General features: G+C 67.3%; 12 protein-coding genes and 1 tRNA gene. 9 read left to right on the forward strand and 4 right to left on the reverse strand.

The features are described 5' to 3' along the window. Positions 1–274: 274 nt before the first annotated feature. Together Spa11_RS13450 and Spa11_RS13455 are read right to left on the reverse strand one after the other, a co-directional pair. Entirely contained in the window at positions 275–1,714 is a 1,440-nt protein-coding gene (locus Spa11_RS13450; protein WP_145113074.1) for a sulfatase-like hydrolase/transferase, read from the reverse strand. A gap of 50 nt (positions 1,715–1,764) precedes the next feature. Next, positions 1,765–3,243 carry a DEAD/DEAH box helicase gene (locus tag Spa11_RS13455; protein ID WP_145113076.1) on the reverse strand — a complete coding sequence of 493 codons (1,479 nt, stop codon included), beginning with the start codon at positions 3,241–3,243 and terminating at the stop codon, positions 1,765–1,767. A gap of 671 nt (positions 3,244–3,914) precedes the next feature. Between Spa11_RS13455 and Spa11_RS13460 the strand changes: the two genes are divergently transcribed. After that, complete coding sequence (locus Spa11_RS13460) at positions 3,915–4,355, forward strand: response regulator (RefSeq protein ID WP_145113078.1); 441 nt, start codon at positions 3,915–3,917, stop codon at positions 4,353–4,355. Between the two features lie 195 nt (positions 4,356–4,550). Here Spa11_RS13460 and Spa11_RS13465 read toward each other — a convergent pair. Next, positions 4,551–4,624, reverse strand: a tRNA-Ile gene (locus Spa11_RS13465). Positions 4,625–4,874: 250 nt separating this feature from the next. Here Spa11_RS13465 and Spa11_RS13470 point away from each other — a divergent pair. From Spa11_RS13470 to Spa11_RS13505, 8 genes are all read left to right on the forward strand, one after another. Further along, positions 4,875–6,539 (forward strand): hypothetical protein, encoded by a 1,665-nt coding sequence (locus tag Spa11_RS13470; RefSeq protein WP_145113080.1) that lies wholly within the window; start codon positions 4,875–4,877, stop codon positions 6,537–6,539. Next, complete coding sequence (locus Spa11_RS22990) at positions 6,529–7,398, forward strand: hypothetical protein (RefSeq protein WP_197529386.1); 870 nt, start codon at positions 6,529–6,531, stop codon at positions 7,396–7,398. Before Spa11_RS13470 ends, Spa11_RS22990 begins: the two co-directional genes overlap by 11 nt. Before the next feature lie 68 nt (positions 7,399–7,466). Beyond that, positions 7,467–8,093 (forward strand): MotA/TolQ/ExbB proton channel family protein, encoded by a 627-nt coding sequence (locus Spa11_RS13480; protein ID WP_145113082.1) that lies wholly within the window; start codon positions 7,467–7,469, stop codon positions 8,091–8,093. A gap of 53 nt (positions 8,094–8,146) precedes the next feature. After that, a complete protein-coding gene (locus Spa11_RS13485) occupies positions 8,147–8,626 on the forward strand; it encodes an ExbD/TolR family protein (protein WP_145113085.1) in 480 nt (159 codons plus the stop codon). A 23-nt stretch (positions 8,627–8,649) separates the two neighbouring features. Further along, a complete protein-coding gene (locus tag Spa11_RS13490; protein ID WP_145113087.1) occupies positions 8,650–9,186 on the forward strand; it encodes an ExbD/TolR family protein in 537 nt (178 codons plus the stop codon). Positions 9,187–9,233: 47 nt separating this feature from the next. Next, positions 9,234–12,470, forward strand: coding sequence for a PQQ-binding-like beta-propeller repeat protein (locus Spa11_RS13495; protein ID WP_145113089.1), 3,237 nt, complete (start codon positions 9,234–9,236; stop codon positions 12,468–12,470). Positions 12,471–12,493: 23 nt separating this feature from the next. Continuing rightward, positions 12,494–14,767 carry an ABC transporter substrate-binding protein gene (locus tag Spa11_RS13500; RefSeq protein WP_145113091.1) on the forward strand — a complete coding sequence of 758 codons (2,274 nt, stop codon included), beginning with the start codon at positions 12,494–12,496 and terminating at the stop codon, positions 14,765–14,767. After that, complete coding sequence (locus Spa11_RS13505) at positions 14,764–16,161, forward strand: hypothetical protein (RefSeq protein ID WP_145113092.1); 1,398 nt, start codon at positions 14,764–14,766, stop codon at positions 16,159–16,161. Before Spa11_RS13500 ends, Spa11_RS13505 begins: the two co-directional genes overlap by 4 nt. Here Spa11_RS13505 and Spa11_RS13510 read toward each other — a convergent pair. After that, positions 16,129–17,544: a serine/threonine-protein kinase gene (locus Spa11_RS13510; RefSeq protein WP_145113094.1), complete on the reverse strand. Its 1,416-nt coding sequence runs from the start codon at positions 17,542–17,544 to the stop codon at positions 16,129–16,131. The two genes, Spa11_RS13505 and Spa11_RS13510, sit on opposite strands and share 33 nt — an antisense overlap. Between the last annotated feature and the right edge of the window lie 49 nt (positions 17,545–17,593).

Genomic DNA, 17,593 nt, shown 5'->3' on the forward strand with positions numbered 1-17,593 from the left:
ACGCAAAGGCGCTAAGCCGCAAAGAACTTGTTGCTGTGCAATCGTTCGCAGCTGCGCTCATTTCTCAACGACTTTGTCCTTGCGCCTTGGCGGCTTTGCGTGAGTCTTCGCTGCCGACCCTCTGCGTCTCCGCGTCTCTGCGCGAGACGCTACGGCCAACTGAAGTACACTATAGTGGTGACCGCCCGATGACTTGCCCTGCCCGCCGTGGGCGTCTTCTGCGTTCTTCTCGTCTTTGGGCTTTCGTTCTCCGGCCATCGCTCCGCGGCCGCACTCACTCACGATCGGCAAGGTGCGGTCCGTTGTCCTGCGGCATCGCTGTGTGCCACTCCGTGACGGCGCGAACGAGACGTTCAACAACGCGGTTATTGTCCGAAGCTAGGTCGTTTGACTCGCCCGGGTCGGCGACGACGTCGTAGAGCTGCGGCTCGGAGCCGTCGTATTCGCACAGCAGCTTCCACTTGCCGGCGCGCACGGCGAGGTCCGGCAGGTCGCCCTTGCCGTAGAACGGGATCACGTCGCGGTCCGGCGGGCGGCGGAAGAAGATCGGCTGGCGACGCGACGCGTCCGACTCGCCGCGCAAGACCTCGACGAGCGGCTCGCCATCGGCTTCGGGCATCTTGTCGGCGCCGACGCCGGCGATCTCTAGCAAGGTTGGCGGCAGGTCGAAAGCGGCGAACACCGACTCGCGATTCACGGCGCCCTTCACGCCATCGCCCAGCAGGCCCGGCCCCCACACGACCAGCGGTGATCGGACACCGCCTTCGAAGAGCGTCGCCTTGCTGCCCCGCAGCGGGCCGTGGTCGCCGGTACGGGGCTCGCCGCCGTTGTCGCTGCAAACCAGCACGATCGTGTTGTCGCGCAACTTCTCATGATTGCGGATGAAGTCGAACAACTCACCGAGTTGCTGGTCCATCGCGTCGAGCACGCCGTGGAAGACCGCCTTGGGGCTGCCGTCGCCACGCAGGTCCTTCGGCGGGAAGAAGGGGGAGTGCACGTCGTCGGGCCAGACGTTGACGTAGAACGGCGCGTCGCGATGGACGGCCCCCTTGATGAACTGGATCGCCGACCGCGTAAACTCCTGCGTCACGTACGCACGGTCTCGCCAGATCACCGGCCCGCGACCCAACAGGTCCGACCCCAGCGCGTATCGCTGCGGCCCCTTGCCGTCGTGGGCGTTGTTGAGCGGTAGGATGCGGGCGCCGAGCCCCTCGAAGTTGGTGAGCGACTCCTCGTAGCCGTATTGCGTGATCAACGGCGCGTTGCGGACGTTGCGCTGGCCGCCGAGGTGCCACTTGCCGAAGTGCCCGCAGACGTAACCGTTCTCAGCGAGCGCCTTGGCGAGCGTCGGCGCCGCGGGGTCGAGCCAGTTGGCGATCTCCCGCCGCCGGTTCTGCTGGCGGTTGTCCAGATACGAGTTGATCCGCCACCGCTGCGGGTACTGACCCGTCGTGATCGCGCAGCGGCTCGGCGAGCAGATCGGCGCGTTGACGTAGAACTGCTCGAAACGGACGCCCTCGCTGGCCAGCCGGTCGATGTTCTCCGTCTCAGCGCCCGTGCCGCCGAAGCAGCTCAGGTCGCCCCACGCCATGTCGTCGACAAAGACCAGGACGATGTTGGGAGGTTGCGCGTGGCTCTTCTGCTGAGCGGCGTCGGCGCACGAGGCGCCGATCGCCGACAGCAGGATTCCTACTAAAAGCCGGAAGGTAAGCATCCGCTAGGCCGCCCCCATCAACGGTTTCGAGTCAACCTTAAACGACAACGTCAAATCGCAGAGCGATGACGTGATTTCTTCTTGGGCGGTCGCGTCGCCGTCGCCGTTGCCCCAGCCGCGCGATTGCCCGCAGGCTTCGCGCCGCCACTCCCACTCGACTTCGCCTTGTTACGCGACGGACGCCGCGGCTTGCCGGTCGACTCGAGCTTGATCGGTCCCTTAGGCTTACCCTGAGAGCCGCCGCTGCGACCGCCACGGCCGCCCGACTTCTTCCTCGTTGTGCCGTGGGAAATCGGCTCCGTCGGCTCGAAGCCATCCAGCGTTGGCTCAATCCGGATCGAGACTTTCATCAGCCGCTCGATCTGCCGCAACAAGCCACGCTCGTCACCGGCGCAGAACGAGAACGCAATGCCTTCGGCGCCCGCTCGGGCCGTGCGGCCGATGCGGTGCACGTACGTCTCGGGCACTTCGGGCAGGTCGTAGTTGACGATGTGCGTCACCTCGCGGATATCGAGGCCACGGGCGGCGATATCCGTCGCCACCAGCACCGGCGGGTTCTTCCCCTTGAAACGCTCCAGCGCCCGATTGCGAGCGCCCTGGCTCTTGTTGCCGTGGATCGCGGCGGCTTCGAGGCCCTTGCGCTCGAGGTGCTTGACGATCTTGTCGGCGCCGTGCTTGGTGCGGCTAAACACCAGCGTCCGCCCCCGCGCCGTCTCATGCAGCAGCTGCGTCAACAGGTCGGGCTTCTGCTTCTGATCGACGAAGTGGACCGACTGCTCGATGCGGTCGGCGGGCGTCGAGACCGGCGTCACTTGGACCGACACGGGATTGTGGAGCCACTCGTTGGCGATCTGGCGGATCGGCTCGGGCATCGTCGCCGAGAACATCAACGTCTGTCGCTCGCGCGGCACGAGCCGCTCGATGCGCTTCAGGTCGGGCAAGAAGCCCATGTCGAGCATCTGGTCCGCCTCGTCGAACACGAGGACCTGGACGTGCTTCAGCTCGACGTAGCCCTGGTTCACGAGGTCCAAGAGCCGCCCCGGCGTGGCGACCAGCACATCGACGCCGTGCCGCAGCGCCTTCACCTGCGGGACCTGGGAGACGCCGCCGTAGATGATCGCGTTGCGTAGGGCCGTGTGCTTGCCGTAGCGGTTGAGGCTGGCCCCGATCTGGGCGGCGAGCTCACGCGTCGGCGCGAGCACGAGGCCGCGGATCGTGCGGGGCTTGGGAGTCGCCCCGTGGCGGTTGCGGCGACGCTCCGGTCGGTTGGGGCGTTCGACGGTCGACTCTTGCTGCTCGGGCTGGGCGGTGTTGGTGTCGCGTTTGGGCGTGGACTGCACCAAGCGGTCCAGCATCGGCAGCGTGAACGCCGCCGTCTTGCCGGTGCCGGTCTGCGCGCAACCGATGAGGTCGCAGCCCGCGAGGATCGAGGGGATGGCCTGCGCCTGGATCGGCGTGGCGACTTCGTAGCCGAGTTCTTTGACGGCGCGGAAGAAAGGTTCGGCGAGGCCGAGGTCAGCAAACTTCATCAAGTGGGTCCTGGAAGGGGTTGCTCGCGCGCATCCACAGCGCAGTAGTGCGCCATGCACGGGGAGCGGTTGCCTAATTGACGGCCATCGGGGCAGGCGTCACGAGACGCCGCCAATCGCTGCTTGCAACGGCTGCAAGCGGCTTTGGCCGCAAGGGGCAAGAGAATCAATCGCGGTCGAGAGCCAGGTACCGGGGGGCCCAATATCCAAAGGATTTGATATCCAGAGGATCTGGTAGGGCCTCTCATGGCAGAGAGGTAAAGCCCGGGCCGGGTCGCCGCTTTCTTCGAATTTGAATGACCACAACCGGCGCTTTCGGTAGCCCCGCCTAAAAAGGCAGACCCCGAGAAGTGAGTCCGGAAGGTCTCACACCTTGTTCAAGTGAGCAAAGTATACCTCAAAATCGTCCACAAGGACAGACGAGAAAAAGCCACCCCCAGTTTGAGGGGATTGCATATCCATGCACACGCAAATTGAGCGGCTATTGACGAAAGGTTGCTCGCAGAAGGTTCAACTCCGAACACTCTCCTCGGGTTTTTACGCCCGGAGTCGGGACGCAGCGGTGGTGCGGACGGCCTCGCGGCGTGATTGCCGCGATGAAGGTTGCGATTCTTCCCGGGTAAGGAAGACTTCATTAAGCCGACCTCCGGCCTCCGCAACCCGGCCCCACGATGGGGCGTCTCCACGACGAGCACCCGATGACCGTCAGCCCCCGCATCCTTCTGGTTGATGACGAAGAACTGCTGCTACGCTCCCTTGAGCGTGGTCTACGGTGCGAGTTCGATGTCACCACCGCCTGCTCCGCCCCCCACGCCGAGGCCCTGCTCACGGGACGGAACCACTACGACATCGTGGTCACCGACTTGGCGATGCCCGGCATCGGCGGGATCGAGTTCCTAGAGCAGGTGGCGCCTCAACACCCGGACACCTGCTTCATCATTCTTAGCGGCTGGGTCAGCGACGAGGCGCGCGAGCAGGCGGATGCGCTCGGCTGCGTTTACCGAATTCTGAACAAGCCAATCGGCGTTCAGCAGTTGGTGGAGGTGATCCGCGAAGCGGCCAGCGGCCAACAACCCGAACCGTACCCGGCGGCGGCTGGAAGCGCTCACTGAGCCCTACCGCGCGGCATCGTCCAACGCGAAACGGAATCGATCTCTCTCTCGACGCCCGTCCGGCATCCCCTATCTTTAGAGAGCCGGCGTTGCGGGTGTCCCGTCATGAGAACGCCGACGGCGGCCCGGGAACTCGGCCGAATCACCGCCGCCACCGCGAGGCCGATTCGGGCGCCTCGGGGGGATAAGAAAAAGTGGGTGCAGGAGAACTCGAATCTCCGACCTCAGCCTTATCAGGGCTGCGCTCTAACCAACTGAGCTATGCACCCAGATGCCCGGCCGACCCTGGAACGCTTCCAGCGGGCTAGGCGTCGCATGAAAAGTCTCTTCGGCCAAAACCAAGTCGGGCGTGAGTCTCTCAGCGAAGCTCCGCATTCTAGGGCGAAGGCGGCGTCTGTCAAACCGCCCTAAAATTCGACCCGCTCCCGGCCCATTGGTTGACGAGAGTAGATGGGCGGAAGTAGCATCGGTTAAATGGGTTACGTCGAGAGACAACCCTCGGCGGGCCTCCGGCCTGTCATGTCTACGGAACAAGGCAAATATCGATCAGTGCGAGCGTCGCCCACCAAACTGCGTGGAGTCTCCCGGTACGTCACGACGGTGACGGTCGTTTGGGGTCTGTGCATTGCGCAAGCGACGGCGTTGCTGCCCACCAGCCCGCGGGTCTCAGCCCTCGTCGAAGCCGGAGTGAAAACTCTGGAGACGATCCCGTTCGATGGCGGTCAGTACGACCGAATGCTGGGGTCCAAGTGCTTGGTGGGCCTCGCCCTCCACAAGGCGGGCAAAAAGAACAGCCCGCGGATTAAGGAGGCCATCCAAGCCTGCGCGGAACGCGCCGGCGAAGTCTCGCGCGACAACTTCACCTACAGCCAGTGCCTGGCGGTGATTTTCCTATCCGAGGTCGCTCCCAAGACCGAGAAGGCGACCATCCAGCAGTACCTCAACATGTTCACCAAGCGCCAACTGCCCCACGGCGGCTGGGGCTACGTAGGTGAACAAGTTGGCGACACCTCGCAAACCCAGTACGTCGCCCTGGCGATGTGGCAGGCGCATCGCGCGGGAGTCTCCCTCGATGACGACCAAGTGAAAGGCCTGATGTCCTGGCTCAACAAGACCCAGGCCCCCGACGGCGGGTGGGGATACCACGGCGTTGTTCCCGACGGCGGCAAGCGCGAAGCCCAGGCCGGCGTCACCCCAACGCTTACCGCGGCAGCCATGGCGAGCCTCATGATTGGCGCCGACCTCCACGGTCTGCTCAACGCGGGCTCGATGTCGGTGGCCGCCGGGACTGGAAACGGCGGCGAACTGCCGCCCTCCCTGCGGTTTTCGAAGGACCGAGTCAGTTCCGCCAAGCCTCTCAGCCCCTCGGGAGTCGATTGGAAAGAGGTTACGAAGTCGTTCGAGCTCGGCGAACAGTGGATGAACGAGGCGCCCTTCAACTCGGCTGGAGCCTTCCCGTTCTATTACCTCTACGCCTTGGAACGGTACCACTCGTTCAACGAGTTGCGGTCGGGTGAATCGGAACTGGAACCCGAGTGGTACGAGCAGGGCGTCGACTACCTGGAGGGAAGTCAGATCAAGCCGGGCCAATGGAACAATGGCTGTGGCGCCCCGGCCGACACGGCGTTTGCCGTTCTGTTCCTCATGCGCGCGACTCAGAAGAGCCTTCAAGGCGGCATCGGCGAGGGGGCCCTCGTCAGCGGCCGGGGCCTGCCGAAGAACCTCTCGTCCGCGACGCTCAAGCGGGGTCAGGTCGTTGTCGAGATGGACGTCGTGGGCGTCGCCGACTTCCTCTCGATGATGGAGAAAGGGGAGGCCGACCGCCTCGACGCCCTCGCGGCGGACCCGTCCGCCCTGCTTGTCGGCAAGCTCTCGTCTGCCGACGCGGCGAGGTTGTCGCAAGTTCTCCGCGCCGGCGAACCGAACCAGCGGCTCGTCGCCGCCCGCGCGCTGGGGAGCCTCGGCGATCTCGACTTCGCCCCGGTGCTCATGTACGGGCTGACCGATCCCGACCCACGCGTGGCGCTCGCCTCGCGCGACGGACTGCGGGCCATCGCCCGGCGGCCGCGTGGCTTCGGCATGCCTGACGAGTTCAACGACGACCAGCGCTACGCCGAACTCGAACAGTGGAAACGGTGGTATCTCACCCTACGGCCGGAGGCGGTGATCGACCTTGGCCGTTGAGTCGCTTGAATCGCTGCGCCCCGAGCGGGCGGCGTCCGGGCTGCGTGTCAGCGCGTACGACCGCACGAGCAGTTTGCTCATTGCGCTGTTGCTGATGGTCGGCATGACGACCTTCGGCATCGTCGTTATTTTCTTCTCCAGCCGGCTGGAACGCACGCCGCCGGCGATCCCGGTGACGCCGGTATCCCCGTTCAACGACAGCGCCGCCAACAACCCGCAGGCGAACAATCTCTTGCCGGGCGTCGAGAACGCCCCAGAGATACTCGAGAAGAACCTCGAATCGCTTCTCGATCAGCTCTCGATCGCCGCCACGAGCGACGAGGTCCTCATGGCCGAGGACATGACGACCGAGAACGACCAGAACGCCGGCGCCTCGAAGGGCGACCCCCGCGGCACGGGCGTCTCTGGCAACGGGATGGGGATGGGTCGCGAACCCCGCCGAGAGATCCGCTTCGAGCCCGAATCGTTCGATCAGTACGCGAAGTGGTTCGACGAGGTCGGCCTCGAGGTCGCGGTTCTCGGCGCCGACAACGTCGTCTATTACGCATCCAAGGTCAGCACGCCCAACCCCGTTGTCCGAACCGGCGACCCCTCCGAAGACTCCCGGCTATACTTCAATTCCGCAGGGGGGCCGCTCTACCCGCTCGATCGCCGCCTCGCCGAGAAGGCCGGCATCCTCAAGCACGGCCAGTTGATCCTCGAGTTCTGCTCGCCCGCCCTGCAAAACAAGCTGCTCGCCCTGGAGAAAGAAGCCGCGGGCGACCGTCCCACAGGGGACATCGCCTTGACCGTGTTCAAGGTCGTGAAACGCGGGTCCGGTTACGACTTCGAGGTCGCTGAGCAAAGGCTGTACTTCTAACCCCAACGCGGGCGTTCTCAAGCAGACGCCCCGCTACAACGCGTCGCTGACAAACTAAAAGAACGAGCATGAAATTCGAGCTGCTCTTCAAGATCGTTGAGTACATCACCTTCATCGGGCTGGGGGGGATCGCCATTTGGGGCGTGTTCAATCTGATCCTGGTGTGGCGGCGCGTCGCGATGGTGCGCTTCCGTGACGAGGAAGAACTCGACGCCTTCATCGAGGCGATCGACGAGCCCGTCACCGCTAAGAGGTACGACGACGCGATCGCCCTCTGCGGCGAGGACCGCCGGGCCATGCCGCAGCTCGCGCTCTACGCGATCATGAACCGTGAGCAGGGCGCCGAGCGCGTCGAGCGGCAACTCGCCGAACGGTTCCAGCTCGACGTGATGTCCGACATCGACTACCGCCTCAGCTGGGTCGCGACCGTCATCAAGAGCGCGCCGATGATCGGCCTGCTGGGCACGGTCGTGGGCATGATGGGCGCCTTCTCCAACCTCAGCTCCGGCACCAAGGTCGACACCGGCCAAATGGCCGAGGACATCATGTTCGCTCTGATCACGACCGCCTGCGGCCTCTCGATCGCGGTGCCGCTGCTCTTGGCCCGTGAAGGCATCAACGTCCAGATCCGCAAGATGGAAGACCTCGTGACCGCGGGCGTCTCGCAGATCCTCGAGGTCTTACGGCTCCGTTAGTCTGCCGTCGCTCACATCCATCCGCCCAACCCCGACCCGCCACTTCCGTCGCCGTGCCGTTCAATCCCGACGCCGCCACGCTCTCTCCTTCACTTCGCCGGGCCAAGCCCGGCGCGGGAGAGGATGAGGTCGATATCACGCCGATGATTGACATCACGTTCCTGCTGTTGATCTTCTTCCTCGTGACCTCGACCCCCGACCAAGAAAGCTCGGTGCGCCTGCCGGAGGCCCTCCACGGCGAAGCGGTCAGTCAGCTCGAGTCGACCGTCTTCACCATCGGCGAAGCGTCGGGCCCCCTCGCGCCGATCTACGCCGCCGACGGCAAGATCGATGAGTTCCTGCTCCCCGAGGACGCCGCCTCGCGAGACGCGGCCATCCAGAAGGCGGTCGAGGCAGGCCTCGTCGATAATAAGCCCAACGTCATCGTCAAAGCCGATAAGAGCGTCGCCTACCGCCACGTGGCGGCAGTGGTGACCAGCATCTCGCGCGTCGAAGGAGTGAACCTCCACCTCGCCGTCCTCGATACCGATTAGTTCAAGGCGTCCTGAGCCACCCCATGGCGACTCCCCCACCACCTCCCGAAGAACCGCGCTCCGGCCCCCGGCCGAGCCCGTGGGCCCGCGCGCGCCGCAACGCGGCCGAGGAGGAAGGGGACATGGACATGACGCCGATGGTCGACGTCACGTTCCTGTTGTTGATCTTCTTCATGATCACCGCGGCGTTCGCGCTGCAGAAAGCGATCGCGGTGCCGCCGGTGAAGGACGACGACTCGGCGCCGACCCAATCGATCGACGAGTTAGAGGAAGACTCGATCATCGTCCGCCTCGACGGCGACAACGTCTACTGGGTCATGTGCCCCGCCTGGACCGAAGAGGTCAAGGCGCCCAGCCGCCAAGACATGCGCAACCTCGTCCGCGCTGCCCGGAAAGGCCAGATGCCCGACGGCGCCGCCGGCTCCAGCGGTGGTTATCGCAAGATGCTGGTCCAAGCCAGCGGCGACGCGACGCACGAGTTCGTCGTCTCGGCCCTCGACGCGGGGAGCGGCGCCGGCGTTGAAGAGATCCGCCTGATGAGTGTCGAAGACGAGTATTAACCGCCCCCCGTGCCGCACGACTTTCTCGCAAAGAGACCCCCGACCCGATGGCGACCGCCAAACAATTCCTCGAAGCGATCGAGCTCCAGAAGCTCGTCTCTAGCGATGTGCTCGACGAGCTGTACGAGGAGTACCGCGCGAGCGGCGGCGCGATCACCGCGGAGGCCCTCGCTAAGAAACTCCAGTCGCGCGGCCTGATCACCGACGGCAAAGCGGCGACCCTCCTGCAAGCCTCCAGCGAGAGTTTTATTCAGGTCGGATCGGGCATCCTCAACCCCGCCAACCCGACGCCTGTCGCGCCGGACGATCCCTTCGATTCGGACCTCGAAACCAAGAAGACTAAGGGCGGCGTCAAACGAGACGCGGCCGGCCGGCGGAAGCACGTCCAGAAGTCCCACAAGAACGACTTCGACTCGCCGCTGTTGCTGCTTGGCGGCGGCGCCCTGGCGCTCCTCGCGCTCGGCGGCATCGCCTTGGTGGTGGTGATGAACCTCCAGTCGGGCGATCAACTGCTCGAGTCGGCCCAATCGGCCTACGCCAGCGGCTCGTACGCGCAAGCCCGTGAAGTGTACGAAGAGTTCGTCGAGGACTTCGAGGGCAACGCCCGGTGGAGCGAGGCCCGCGTCAAGCTCGCCGTCGTGCGGTTGCGGCAACAGACCGAGACCGCCAGCGACTGGCCCGCCGCGCTCGCGACCGCCCAGCAAGAGCTGCCGCAGATCGAAGACGAGGAGGCGTTCTCCGAGAACCGCGGCGAGTTCGCCTCGATCTTGCCGCGTATCGCCCGCGGCCTCGCCGACTCGGCCGACCGCGCTTCCGGCGGCGCCGACTTCGACAACGAGAAGGTCGAGGGGCTCGTGAACCAAGCGACCGAAGCGCTCACGCTGGTCAACAACACCAAGTACGTCCCCAAGTCGTTGCGCGACGAACGCGAAGTCACCGCGATCAACGACCTGCTCGACCGCGTCGCCCGGCGTCGCGAGGCGCTCGACGACCTCGGCAAGACGCTGACGGCGATCGAAGCGGCGACTTCCAGCGGCGACATCGAAGCGGCCTACAAGGCGCGGACCGCGTTCGTCGATCGGCGCCCCGAGCTGCGTGACGACCCCCGCCTGGCGGAGAAACTCGCAGCCGCGGTGGAAGCCGAACGCAGCCAAGTGAAGTTCACTCCCGAGCCCGCCGACGCCGTCACGACCGAAGCCGAATCGCCGGTTGCCCTCGCGCTGCCCCTCGTCAACCCGCGCCGCGACGGCGCGGCGACGGCCGACGGCGTGTTCACGGCGACCTTCCACGGCGTCACCTACGCCGTCAACGCAGCGGACGGGACGCTCGCTTGGCGCCGGCCGGTTGGGGTGCGACTGGCGGAGACGAATGCGGTGACCCTGGGCGACGATCGGCTGCTGCTTGATCACCGCAGCGGTGAGTTGGTGCGCGTCAACGCCGCGACCGGTGAACTCATCTGGCGGACGCCGGTCGAAGGCCCCGAAGCGCCCCTCTTCGAGCCGACGATCGCTGGCGAGCGGGTGCTCGTCGCGAGCGAATCGGGCCGCCTCTGGTCCTTCGACGCCGCCAGCGGCGCGCGGGTTGGCGCGACCGAGTTCGCCCAGCCGCTGCGTTCGGCGCCGGCGATCGACGCCGAGACCGGCAGGGCCTACGTCGCGGGTCAGCAGTCGAGTCTCTACACGCTCGACACCGAGTCGCTGGAGTGCATCGGCGTGCGTTTCACGGGTCACGCCCCGGGGACGGTCCTCACGCCGCCGTTGGCGATCGGCGGTCGCGTCGCGATCATCGAGAACACCGGCGCCGAAACGAGCCGGCTTAGCGTCTACGCGACCGATGAGTCGGGTGTCGTCGGGTCCCAGCTCGGCGAATGGCGCCTGGAAGGGATCGTCTCGACGCCCGCGGTCGTCTCGGCGCGGCGGTTCTTGGTGGCGACCGAGTCGGGCGCTGTTTACTTGTTCGAGGTGACCGCCGCGAAAGAGGGCGCGCCGTTGACGCTGATTGCGTCGCAGCCCGCCCAGCCAGGCGAAAAGCGGCGACGCAGCGTCGTGGAGTCGCGGGGCGAGGTCTGGATCGCCGGCGAAGGGCTCCGCCGCACGGCCGCATCCCTCGCCGATTCTCGGCTGGCGCCGCGCGACCTGCCCGACGCCTGCACGGGAGACCTGTTCGTCGGCCCGATCGTCAAGAACGGCGACGCCGTGCTCCACGCCCGCGTCCGCAAAGGGGCGCCCGGCCTGACGGTCGCCGCCAGTGATTCGCGCACGGGGAGGCTGCTCTGGGAGACGGACTTGGCGGCGCCGCCGTTGGGCGCGCCGATCTACTCCGATTCGGCCCGTGCCGTTGTCGCCTCGACGGTCACGGGGCAGTCGCACCTGATCGGCCCCCCCGAGGTCCGTGCCCGCCAGTCCACCCAACCGGACGCCGAGCCGAGCCGCCCGCAAGTCTTCGACGCCGTCGCCAGGCTCGCTAGCACCGATTCGGCGCTCGCGAAAATGGGCGGCGGCGAGTGGCTTGCTGTCCGCGTCGCCCCCCGCGCCGGATCGCGCGCCGTGAGCCTGCCGGGCGAGCTCGCTTGCGAGCCCGTCACCATGGGTGAGGGAGTACTCACACCGCTCGCCATTGGACAAGTTCACCTGCTCGATCTGGCGGGCCAACCGCTGGCGACGCCGTTCCAACCCCGCGTCGCCGCGGGCAGCCCGATCCAATGGACAAAGCCCGCAGTGGCCGGCCCCGTGGCGGTGCTGACCGACGGCGCCGAGACCGTCTACTGCCTGGCGATCGACTCGTCGGCGTCGGCGAGCCTCGTCGAACGGGCCAGCGCTAAGCTCCCTACGTCAGCGGCGCCGGCCGCTGCGGCGATCGTCGGCCAGCAGGCCGTGGTGGCGCTCGCTGACAACTCGCTGGCGGCGTTCAGCCTCCCGAGCCTCGACGCCAGCGGGACCCTGCCGCTACCCGGCGCGATCGTCTGGGGTCCCTACGCGGCGGGCGACGTCGCCCTCCTAGCCACAGCAGACGAACTCGTGGCGGTGAATCCATCGAGCGAACCCGCGATCGCTTGGCGAGCGCCGCTCGACAACGCCAAACCGGTTGGCGAGCCACTCGTCGATGGCGATGGCGTCGCCGTGGCGTTCGCCGATGGACGGCTCGTCCGATTCGCGTCGGCTTCGGGCGACGCGTCGGCGACGCTCGAACTCGGCCAGCCACTCGGCTCAGGCCCCACGGCGTACGGCCCGCGTTGGCTCGTCTCCGCCGCCGACGGCGCGGTGCTCGTCGTCACTCACCCGTAATCGCGTTCACCCCCAGTCACTCGTTGTCCCTGCGTTACTTGATCTGCCGCTCACTGCGCCGGCTGATGCTGGCGACGACCGTCCTGCTGGTCGCCGCCATCGTCTGCCCCGTCGCCTGCGCCGTGGACACACCGCTCTACGAGCGTCAACCGTTCGACCTAGTGATCGTCCGCGACGAGGGCAAGTCGACGCCGCTCGAGGTGCTGCCCCTCAAGGACCGCACGCCCGGCGCCGCGAGGTCGGGAGACCTCTACGCGCGGTTGCTCGACGCTCCGGGCGAAGAGATCGCGATCCCGGGCCCATCGGTCGAGCGGGTCGAGCTCTACGAAGAGCAACTGCTCTCCAAGGCGAAGGAGTTCGCCGCGAAGAGCGACTTCAACAGCGCGTACCCCTATTTCGCCAAACTCGAACGCGACTACCCCGACTATCCCGGACTGACCGAGGCGTTCACCAAGGCGATCTACGACGAGGCGCGGGCGCTCTTCGCCGCCAAGGAGTACGACCACGCCTTGGCGCTGCTGGGCAGCCTCAAAGAACGCTCTTCGCGCACGCCGGGGCTTGAGAACGCCGTCGATACGATCGGCGACGCCATTCTCAAGGCCCGCTGGGAGGCCGAGGACTATCTCGGCGTACGCCGGACGGTCGACGCGATCGAAGGACAGTTCGCGGGCATGCGGCTGTCGCTCGGCGAGCGCTGGCTGGGTCGGATGTCCGAGGGCGCCGCGTTGGAGCGCGCCAAGGCCCAGCGGCTCGCCGCCGCCGGGAAGGGCCGCGAGGCGCTGCGGATTGTCAGCGGCGCCGTCGCGCTCGACCCGACCTCGCAAAAAACTCGCCAGCTGCTGGCGGAGCTGAGCAGCGCCGGCGGCACGCTGTGGGTGGGCGTCTGGGAAACGGCGGCGCCGGACGCGACGCCCGACCTCGATTCACCGGCCGCGGTGCGACAGAGCCGCTTGATTGGTGGGCGCCTCGCCACGCTTGAGTCGTTCCAACCCTCAGGCGGCGAGTACGTTTCGACGGCCGGCGTGCTTGATACCGACGACGCCCGCCGCCAACTTTCGATTCGCTTCGCCGACAGCGCAATGGCCTACCGGCTCGCCCGGCTGTTACTCGAGCCGGCGGGCGCTGCGCGCGAGCCGCTCGCGCTCTTGCGAGAACGCACCGCGGCGGTGTCCGTTGAAGGTGACAATCGCTTGCTTGTCGATCTCAAGTCGCCACACCCGCAACCGATGGCGTTGGCCGCGGCGCCCCTGAACGCCAGCCAGCGAGACATCGCCCCCGGCGAGTGGCGGCGTGTCAGCTTGCCCGCGGGCTCCGAGGCCGCCGCCCGCTACGAGCGGGTCTCCGGCGCCGGCGCGTTCGGCGCCGTCGAAGAGTATGTCTACAGCGACATCGACGAGGCCTTCGCAGACCTCCGCGCGCGACAGATCCACGCTCTAATGGGCGTGCCGCCCTGGCGGGTCGCTGAGGTCGAGGCGCTACCCACCATCGAACTCGCCGAACTGCGGCTGCCAACGCTTCACTGCTTGTTGTTGCACCCTTCCTCGTCGCTCCGTGAGCGTCGCGAAGTGCGGCGCGCCATCCGGTACGGGATCGCCAGCCAAGAGACGCTCAACAAGATCGTGCTCGGCGAGGCCCAACGCAACGGCTTCGAGGTCCTGTCAAACGCCGTGCCGCGGGGCAAATCGCTCGGCGACCCGTTGCGGTACGCCTACAACGAGAGCATCGAGCCCCGGCCTTACGAACCGCGACTGGCGGCGCTCCTGTTAGCGGCGGCCCGCGCGGCCGACGCCGAGGCGGCCGAGGCCGGCCTCACGATCCGCGCCGTACCGACGTCGCTGACCATCGCCCACCCGCCAACGCCGGTCGCCCGGGCCGCGGTCGCAGCGATCCGCGACCAGCTCGCCGCGGTGGGCCTCGAGATCGAACTCCGCGAAGCCAGCGAAGAGGAACTCTCCAGCGGCGGTTTGGGTTACGACCTCCGCTACGCCGAGATCACGATGGGCGAACCGCTCACCGACGTTTGGCGCCTCTACGGGCCGGGCGGCGTGTCGGGCGGTTGCTCGCCGGCGATGCGTGACGCGCTCGATAAGGTCGTCGGCGCCACCGACGTGAAAGCCGCCGTTAATGCCCTGCGGGACCTGCACCGCGTCGTCTACGCCGACCTGCCGCTGATCCCGCTCTGGCAGACGGTCGAGTACGCGGCCTACCAATCGAACCTCGCCGGCGTCGCCGCCGAACCGATCGACCTCTACCAAACGATCGACGATTGGCGGATCACCGACGGAGGCGCCCGATGAACCTCGCTCATCGTCTTCGTTCGTTCATGCTGCCGGTGGTGCTTCTCGCCCTCGCGCCGACGCTCGCTTGCGCCGACGCGGTCTGGCAAACCAGGCCGTACGAGGTCGTGATCGCTATCGACACGACGGCCAGCGGCCTGACGCCCCTGCAGCGCGAAAGGCTGGCGGAGGAAGTCGTCCAGCGCGTCCGCAACCGCCTGCCCGGCTTTTGGCGGGTGCATGCCGCCGAGGACGACGCGACGCCGATCGACAAGCGGTTCGACGTAACGGTCAGCGCCAGCGGCAGCGGCTATCACATCACCGCCAGCGAGCATGACGAGACCCTCGCCAGCCCGAGGGACGAAGTCACGGCCCGCGCGGCAGACGCGGCCGACTTGGCCGAGCGGGTCTTCACCGCCGCCTTGGCGACGTTCCGGCCGATCGCGTTGTTGACGCGCGACCCGAACGACGCCGGCCGCGTCACGCTCGAGTACCGCGCCGCCGAGCGGGCGCCGGAGTCGGGCGTCGGCGTCGCGGCGCCGGGGACGCTGCTGCTCCCCTATCGCCGGAAACTCGACCGCGAAGGCCAAGTGCTCAGCTCCGAGCCGATCCCCTGGACCTACTTGATCGCCCAGCCTGCCCCCGAAGAGGGCGAGGTCGCGGCGAAGGTGATCAGCCACACCCGGCGGCCCTTCGTCGCACGGACCGGCGGACGCGTCGAGCAGCTGGCGATGGCGGCGCCGATCGACCCGTCGCGCCGCACACGCCTCCGGCTCCACGCCCACGACAACCCGGCGACGCCGCTCCCCGGTTACGAAGTGAACATCGCCCCGCCTGGTGAGTCGGCGCTGCGCCCGCTCGGCCTGACCGGTGACGACGGCACGGTGCTCTTGCCCGCGGGCGGCGAGGTCTGGATGGCTCACGTGCGTTGCGGTTCGATCGCGGTGGCGAGCATCCCCGTCGCCGCGGGGATCGCGGAGGCGGTTGACGTCCCGCTAGTGGACGAGCGGTCGCGACTGCGGGCCGAGCTCGAAGTCACCAGCCTCCGCGAAGAGTTGATCGACACCGTCGCCCGCCGCAAGATCCTCGGCGAGCGCATCCGCCGCTTGGCCGAGGCCGAGAGCTTCGACGCCGCCAAGGCGCTGCTCTCGGAGTTCGACGCCCTGCCGGGCATGTCGGACTTCACCAGGCGGCTCGACTCGGTGCAACGCGGCGCCAAGGCGCCCCACCCGATGGCCAAGGCGCGGCTCGAGAAGTTGTTTGAGCAAACGCGCGCCGTGGTCAGCACGTCGCTCGACGCCCGCGAGTCGCGCGAATTGTCGATCTTGATCGATCGCGCCCGGCAGGCGGCCTCGGCCCGGGTCCCCGAGTCCTCGACGAGCTCACCAACCGAACCAGCGACGCAAGGCGGTTAAGAGCAAGAGTCCGGCCGTGAACCCGAGGGCGACCCAGGTGATCACCTGCGGCGCCGTGCGGTCTTTCAGGCGGGGCGAGTCTTCTTCGAGCAGTTCGACTTCGGGCAGCTCGCCTTCAGACATCTCTCGATCGGACGTGGCGCTCGCTTCACGGGCGACCGCCGCCTCAACCGCGAAAGGCGGGGCGATCTCGTGCAGCGGCAGGCCCACCGTCTCCGGCAGGTCCTCGGCCTCGCCGCTCGACCACCGCGCGGCCGACTCGTCGGCCTGTCGGCGCGCGATCGTCTCGGTGACGACCACGGCGAGCCGTTCGCGCGCGCCCGAGTCCACCAGCTCGAGCAGTTCGCTCGCCATCGCGGCGGCCGACTCGGGGCGTTGCTCGGGCTGCCGGGCCATTGCGCGGAGGATGATCGACACGATCGCCGGCGACAGCGACGGGTTCAGCGATTGCGGTTCCTTCGGCTCCTCACGCAGCCGGCGGCGGAGCTTGTCGGCGTGCGTGCCGCCGGGGAAGGGGACCTTGCCCGTCACCGCGTAGTAGAGTGTGCAGCCCAGGCCGTAGAGGTCGCTCTCCGGCCGGACGATATCGGGGTAGCGGATCGACTCGGGCGCCAGGTAATCGCTGGTGCCGGCGATCTTGCCCTCGGCGTACACCTCCCCCGCCGCGGCGAGGCCATCGAGCGACCAGGCGAGGCCGAGGTCGGTGACCTTCACGCCGCCGGTGGGCGTCAGCAGCACGTTGCCGGGCTTCACGTCGCGGTGCACAAGGCCGCGGCGATGGGCGTGATCGATCGCCGTCGCCGCTTGCGACACGATCCAAGCCGCGATCTTCTCATCGACCGGCCCGCGCTTGCGGATCAGCCGCCGGAGGTCGATGCCGGGGATGAACTCCGTGACGAGGTAGTAGACATCACCCTCCCGGTCGGCGTACGAGACGCGGACAAGGTTCGGGTGATCGAGCGACGCCTGCGAGCGGATCTCGTGCAGGAAGCTGGCGACCGCCTCGGGCGTGCTCCGTGTCCGCGGGAGAACCTTCACCGCTTCAATCCGGCCGAGCAACTCGTGCCGGGCCTTGAAGACGTGCCCCATGCCGCCGCGGGCGAGCGAATCGACGATCTGGTAGGGGCCGAGCGTGAACTTCGTGCGGCCGCGGCGGAGCTGGTCCACCTGCCAGGAGTTAAGTACCCCCGTCTCGATGAGCCGCTCACCCAGCCGGCGGTCGTGGTCCTCGACCGAGGTGGGGAGCTGCGAGACGACATGGCTCACCGCTCGATGCAGCGCCAGTCCCTCCACCAATCCGCTGGCCGCGATCGTCGCCGTCAGCGGCGTGATCGTCGCGCCCAGCGCCGGGTTCGTCGTCGGGGTCGGCGTGTGGGGGAGCAAGGTCAGACGGCGGGGGCGTGTTAGCTGGTGGCGGACGGTGCGACTCTCT

Origin of the sequence: Botrimarina mediterranea, from assembly GCF_007753265.1 — a bacterium.
In the GTDB taxonomy this organism is placed as follows: Bacteria; Planctomycetota; Planctomycetia; order Pirellulales; family Lacipirellulaceae; genus Botrimarina; species Botrimarina mediterranea.

Excerpts from the sequence above, each read along its gene's own strand:
- Spa11_RS13470 (WP_145113080.1), top strand. The coding sequence starts at position 4,875 with ATGTCTACGGAACAAGGCAAATATCGATCAGTGCGAGCGTCGCCCACC.
- Spa11_RS13460 (WP_145113078.1), top strand. The coding sequence starts at position 3,915 with ATGGGGCGTCTCCACGACGAGCACCCGATGACCGTCAGCCCCCGCATC.
- Spa11_RS13455 (WP_145113076.1), bottom strand. The coding sequence starts at position 3,243 with ATGAAGTTTGCTGACCTCGGCCTCGCCGAACCTTTCTTCCGCGCCGTC.
- Spa11_RS13505 (WP_145113092.1), top strand. The coding sequence starts at position 14,764 with ATGAACCTCGCTCATCGTCTTCGTTCGTTCATGCTGCCGGTGGTGCTT.
- Spa11_RS13480 (WP_145113082.1), top strand. The coding sequence starts at position 7,467 with ATGAAATTCGAGCTGCTCTTCAAGATCGTTGAGTACATCACCTTCATC.
- Spa11_RS13450 (WP_145113074.1), bottom strand. The coding sequence starts at position 1,714 with ATGCTTACCTTCCGGCTTTTAGTAGGAATCCTGCTGTCGGCGATCGGC.
- Spa11_RS13490 (WP_145113087.1), top strand. The coding sequence starts at position 8,650 with ATGGCGACTCCCCCACCACCTCCCGAAGAACCGCGCTCCGGCCCCCGG.
- Spa11_RS13495 (WP_145113089.1), top strand. The coding sequence starts at position 9,234 with ATGGCGACCGCCAAACAATTCCTCGAAGCGATCGAGCTCCAGAAGCTC.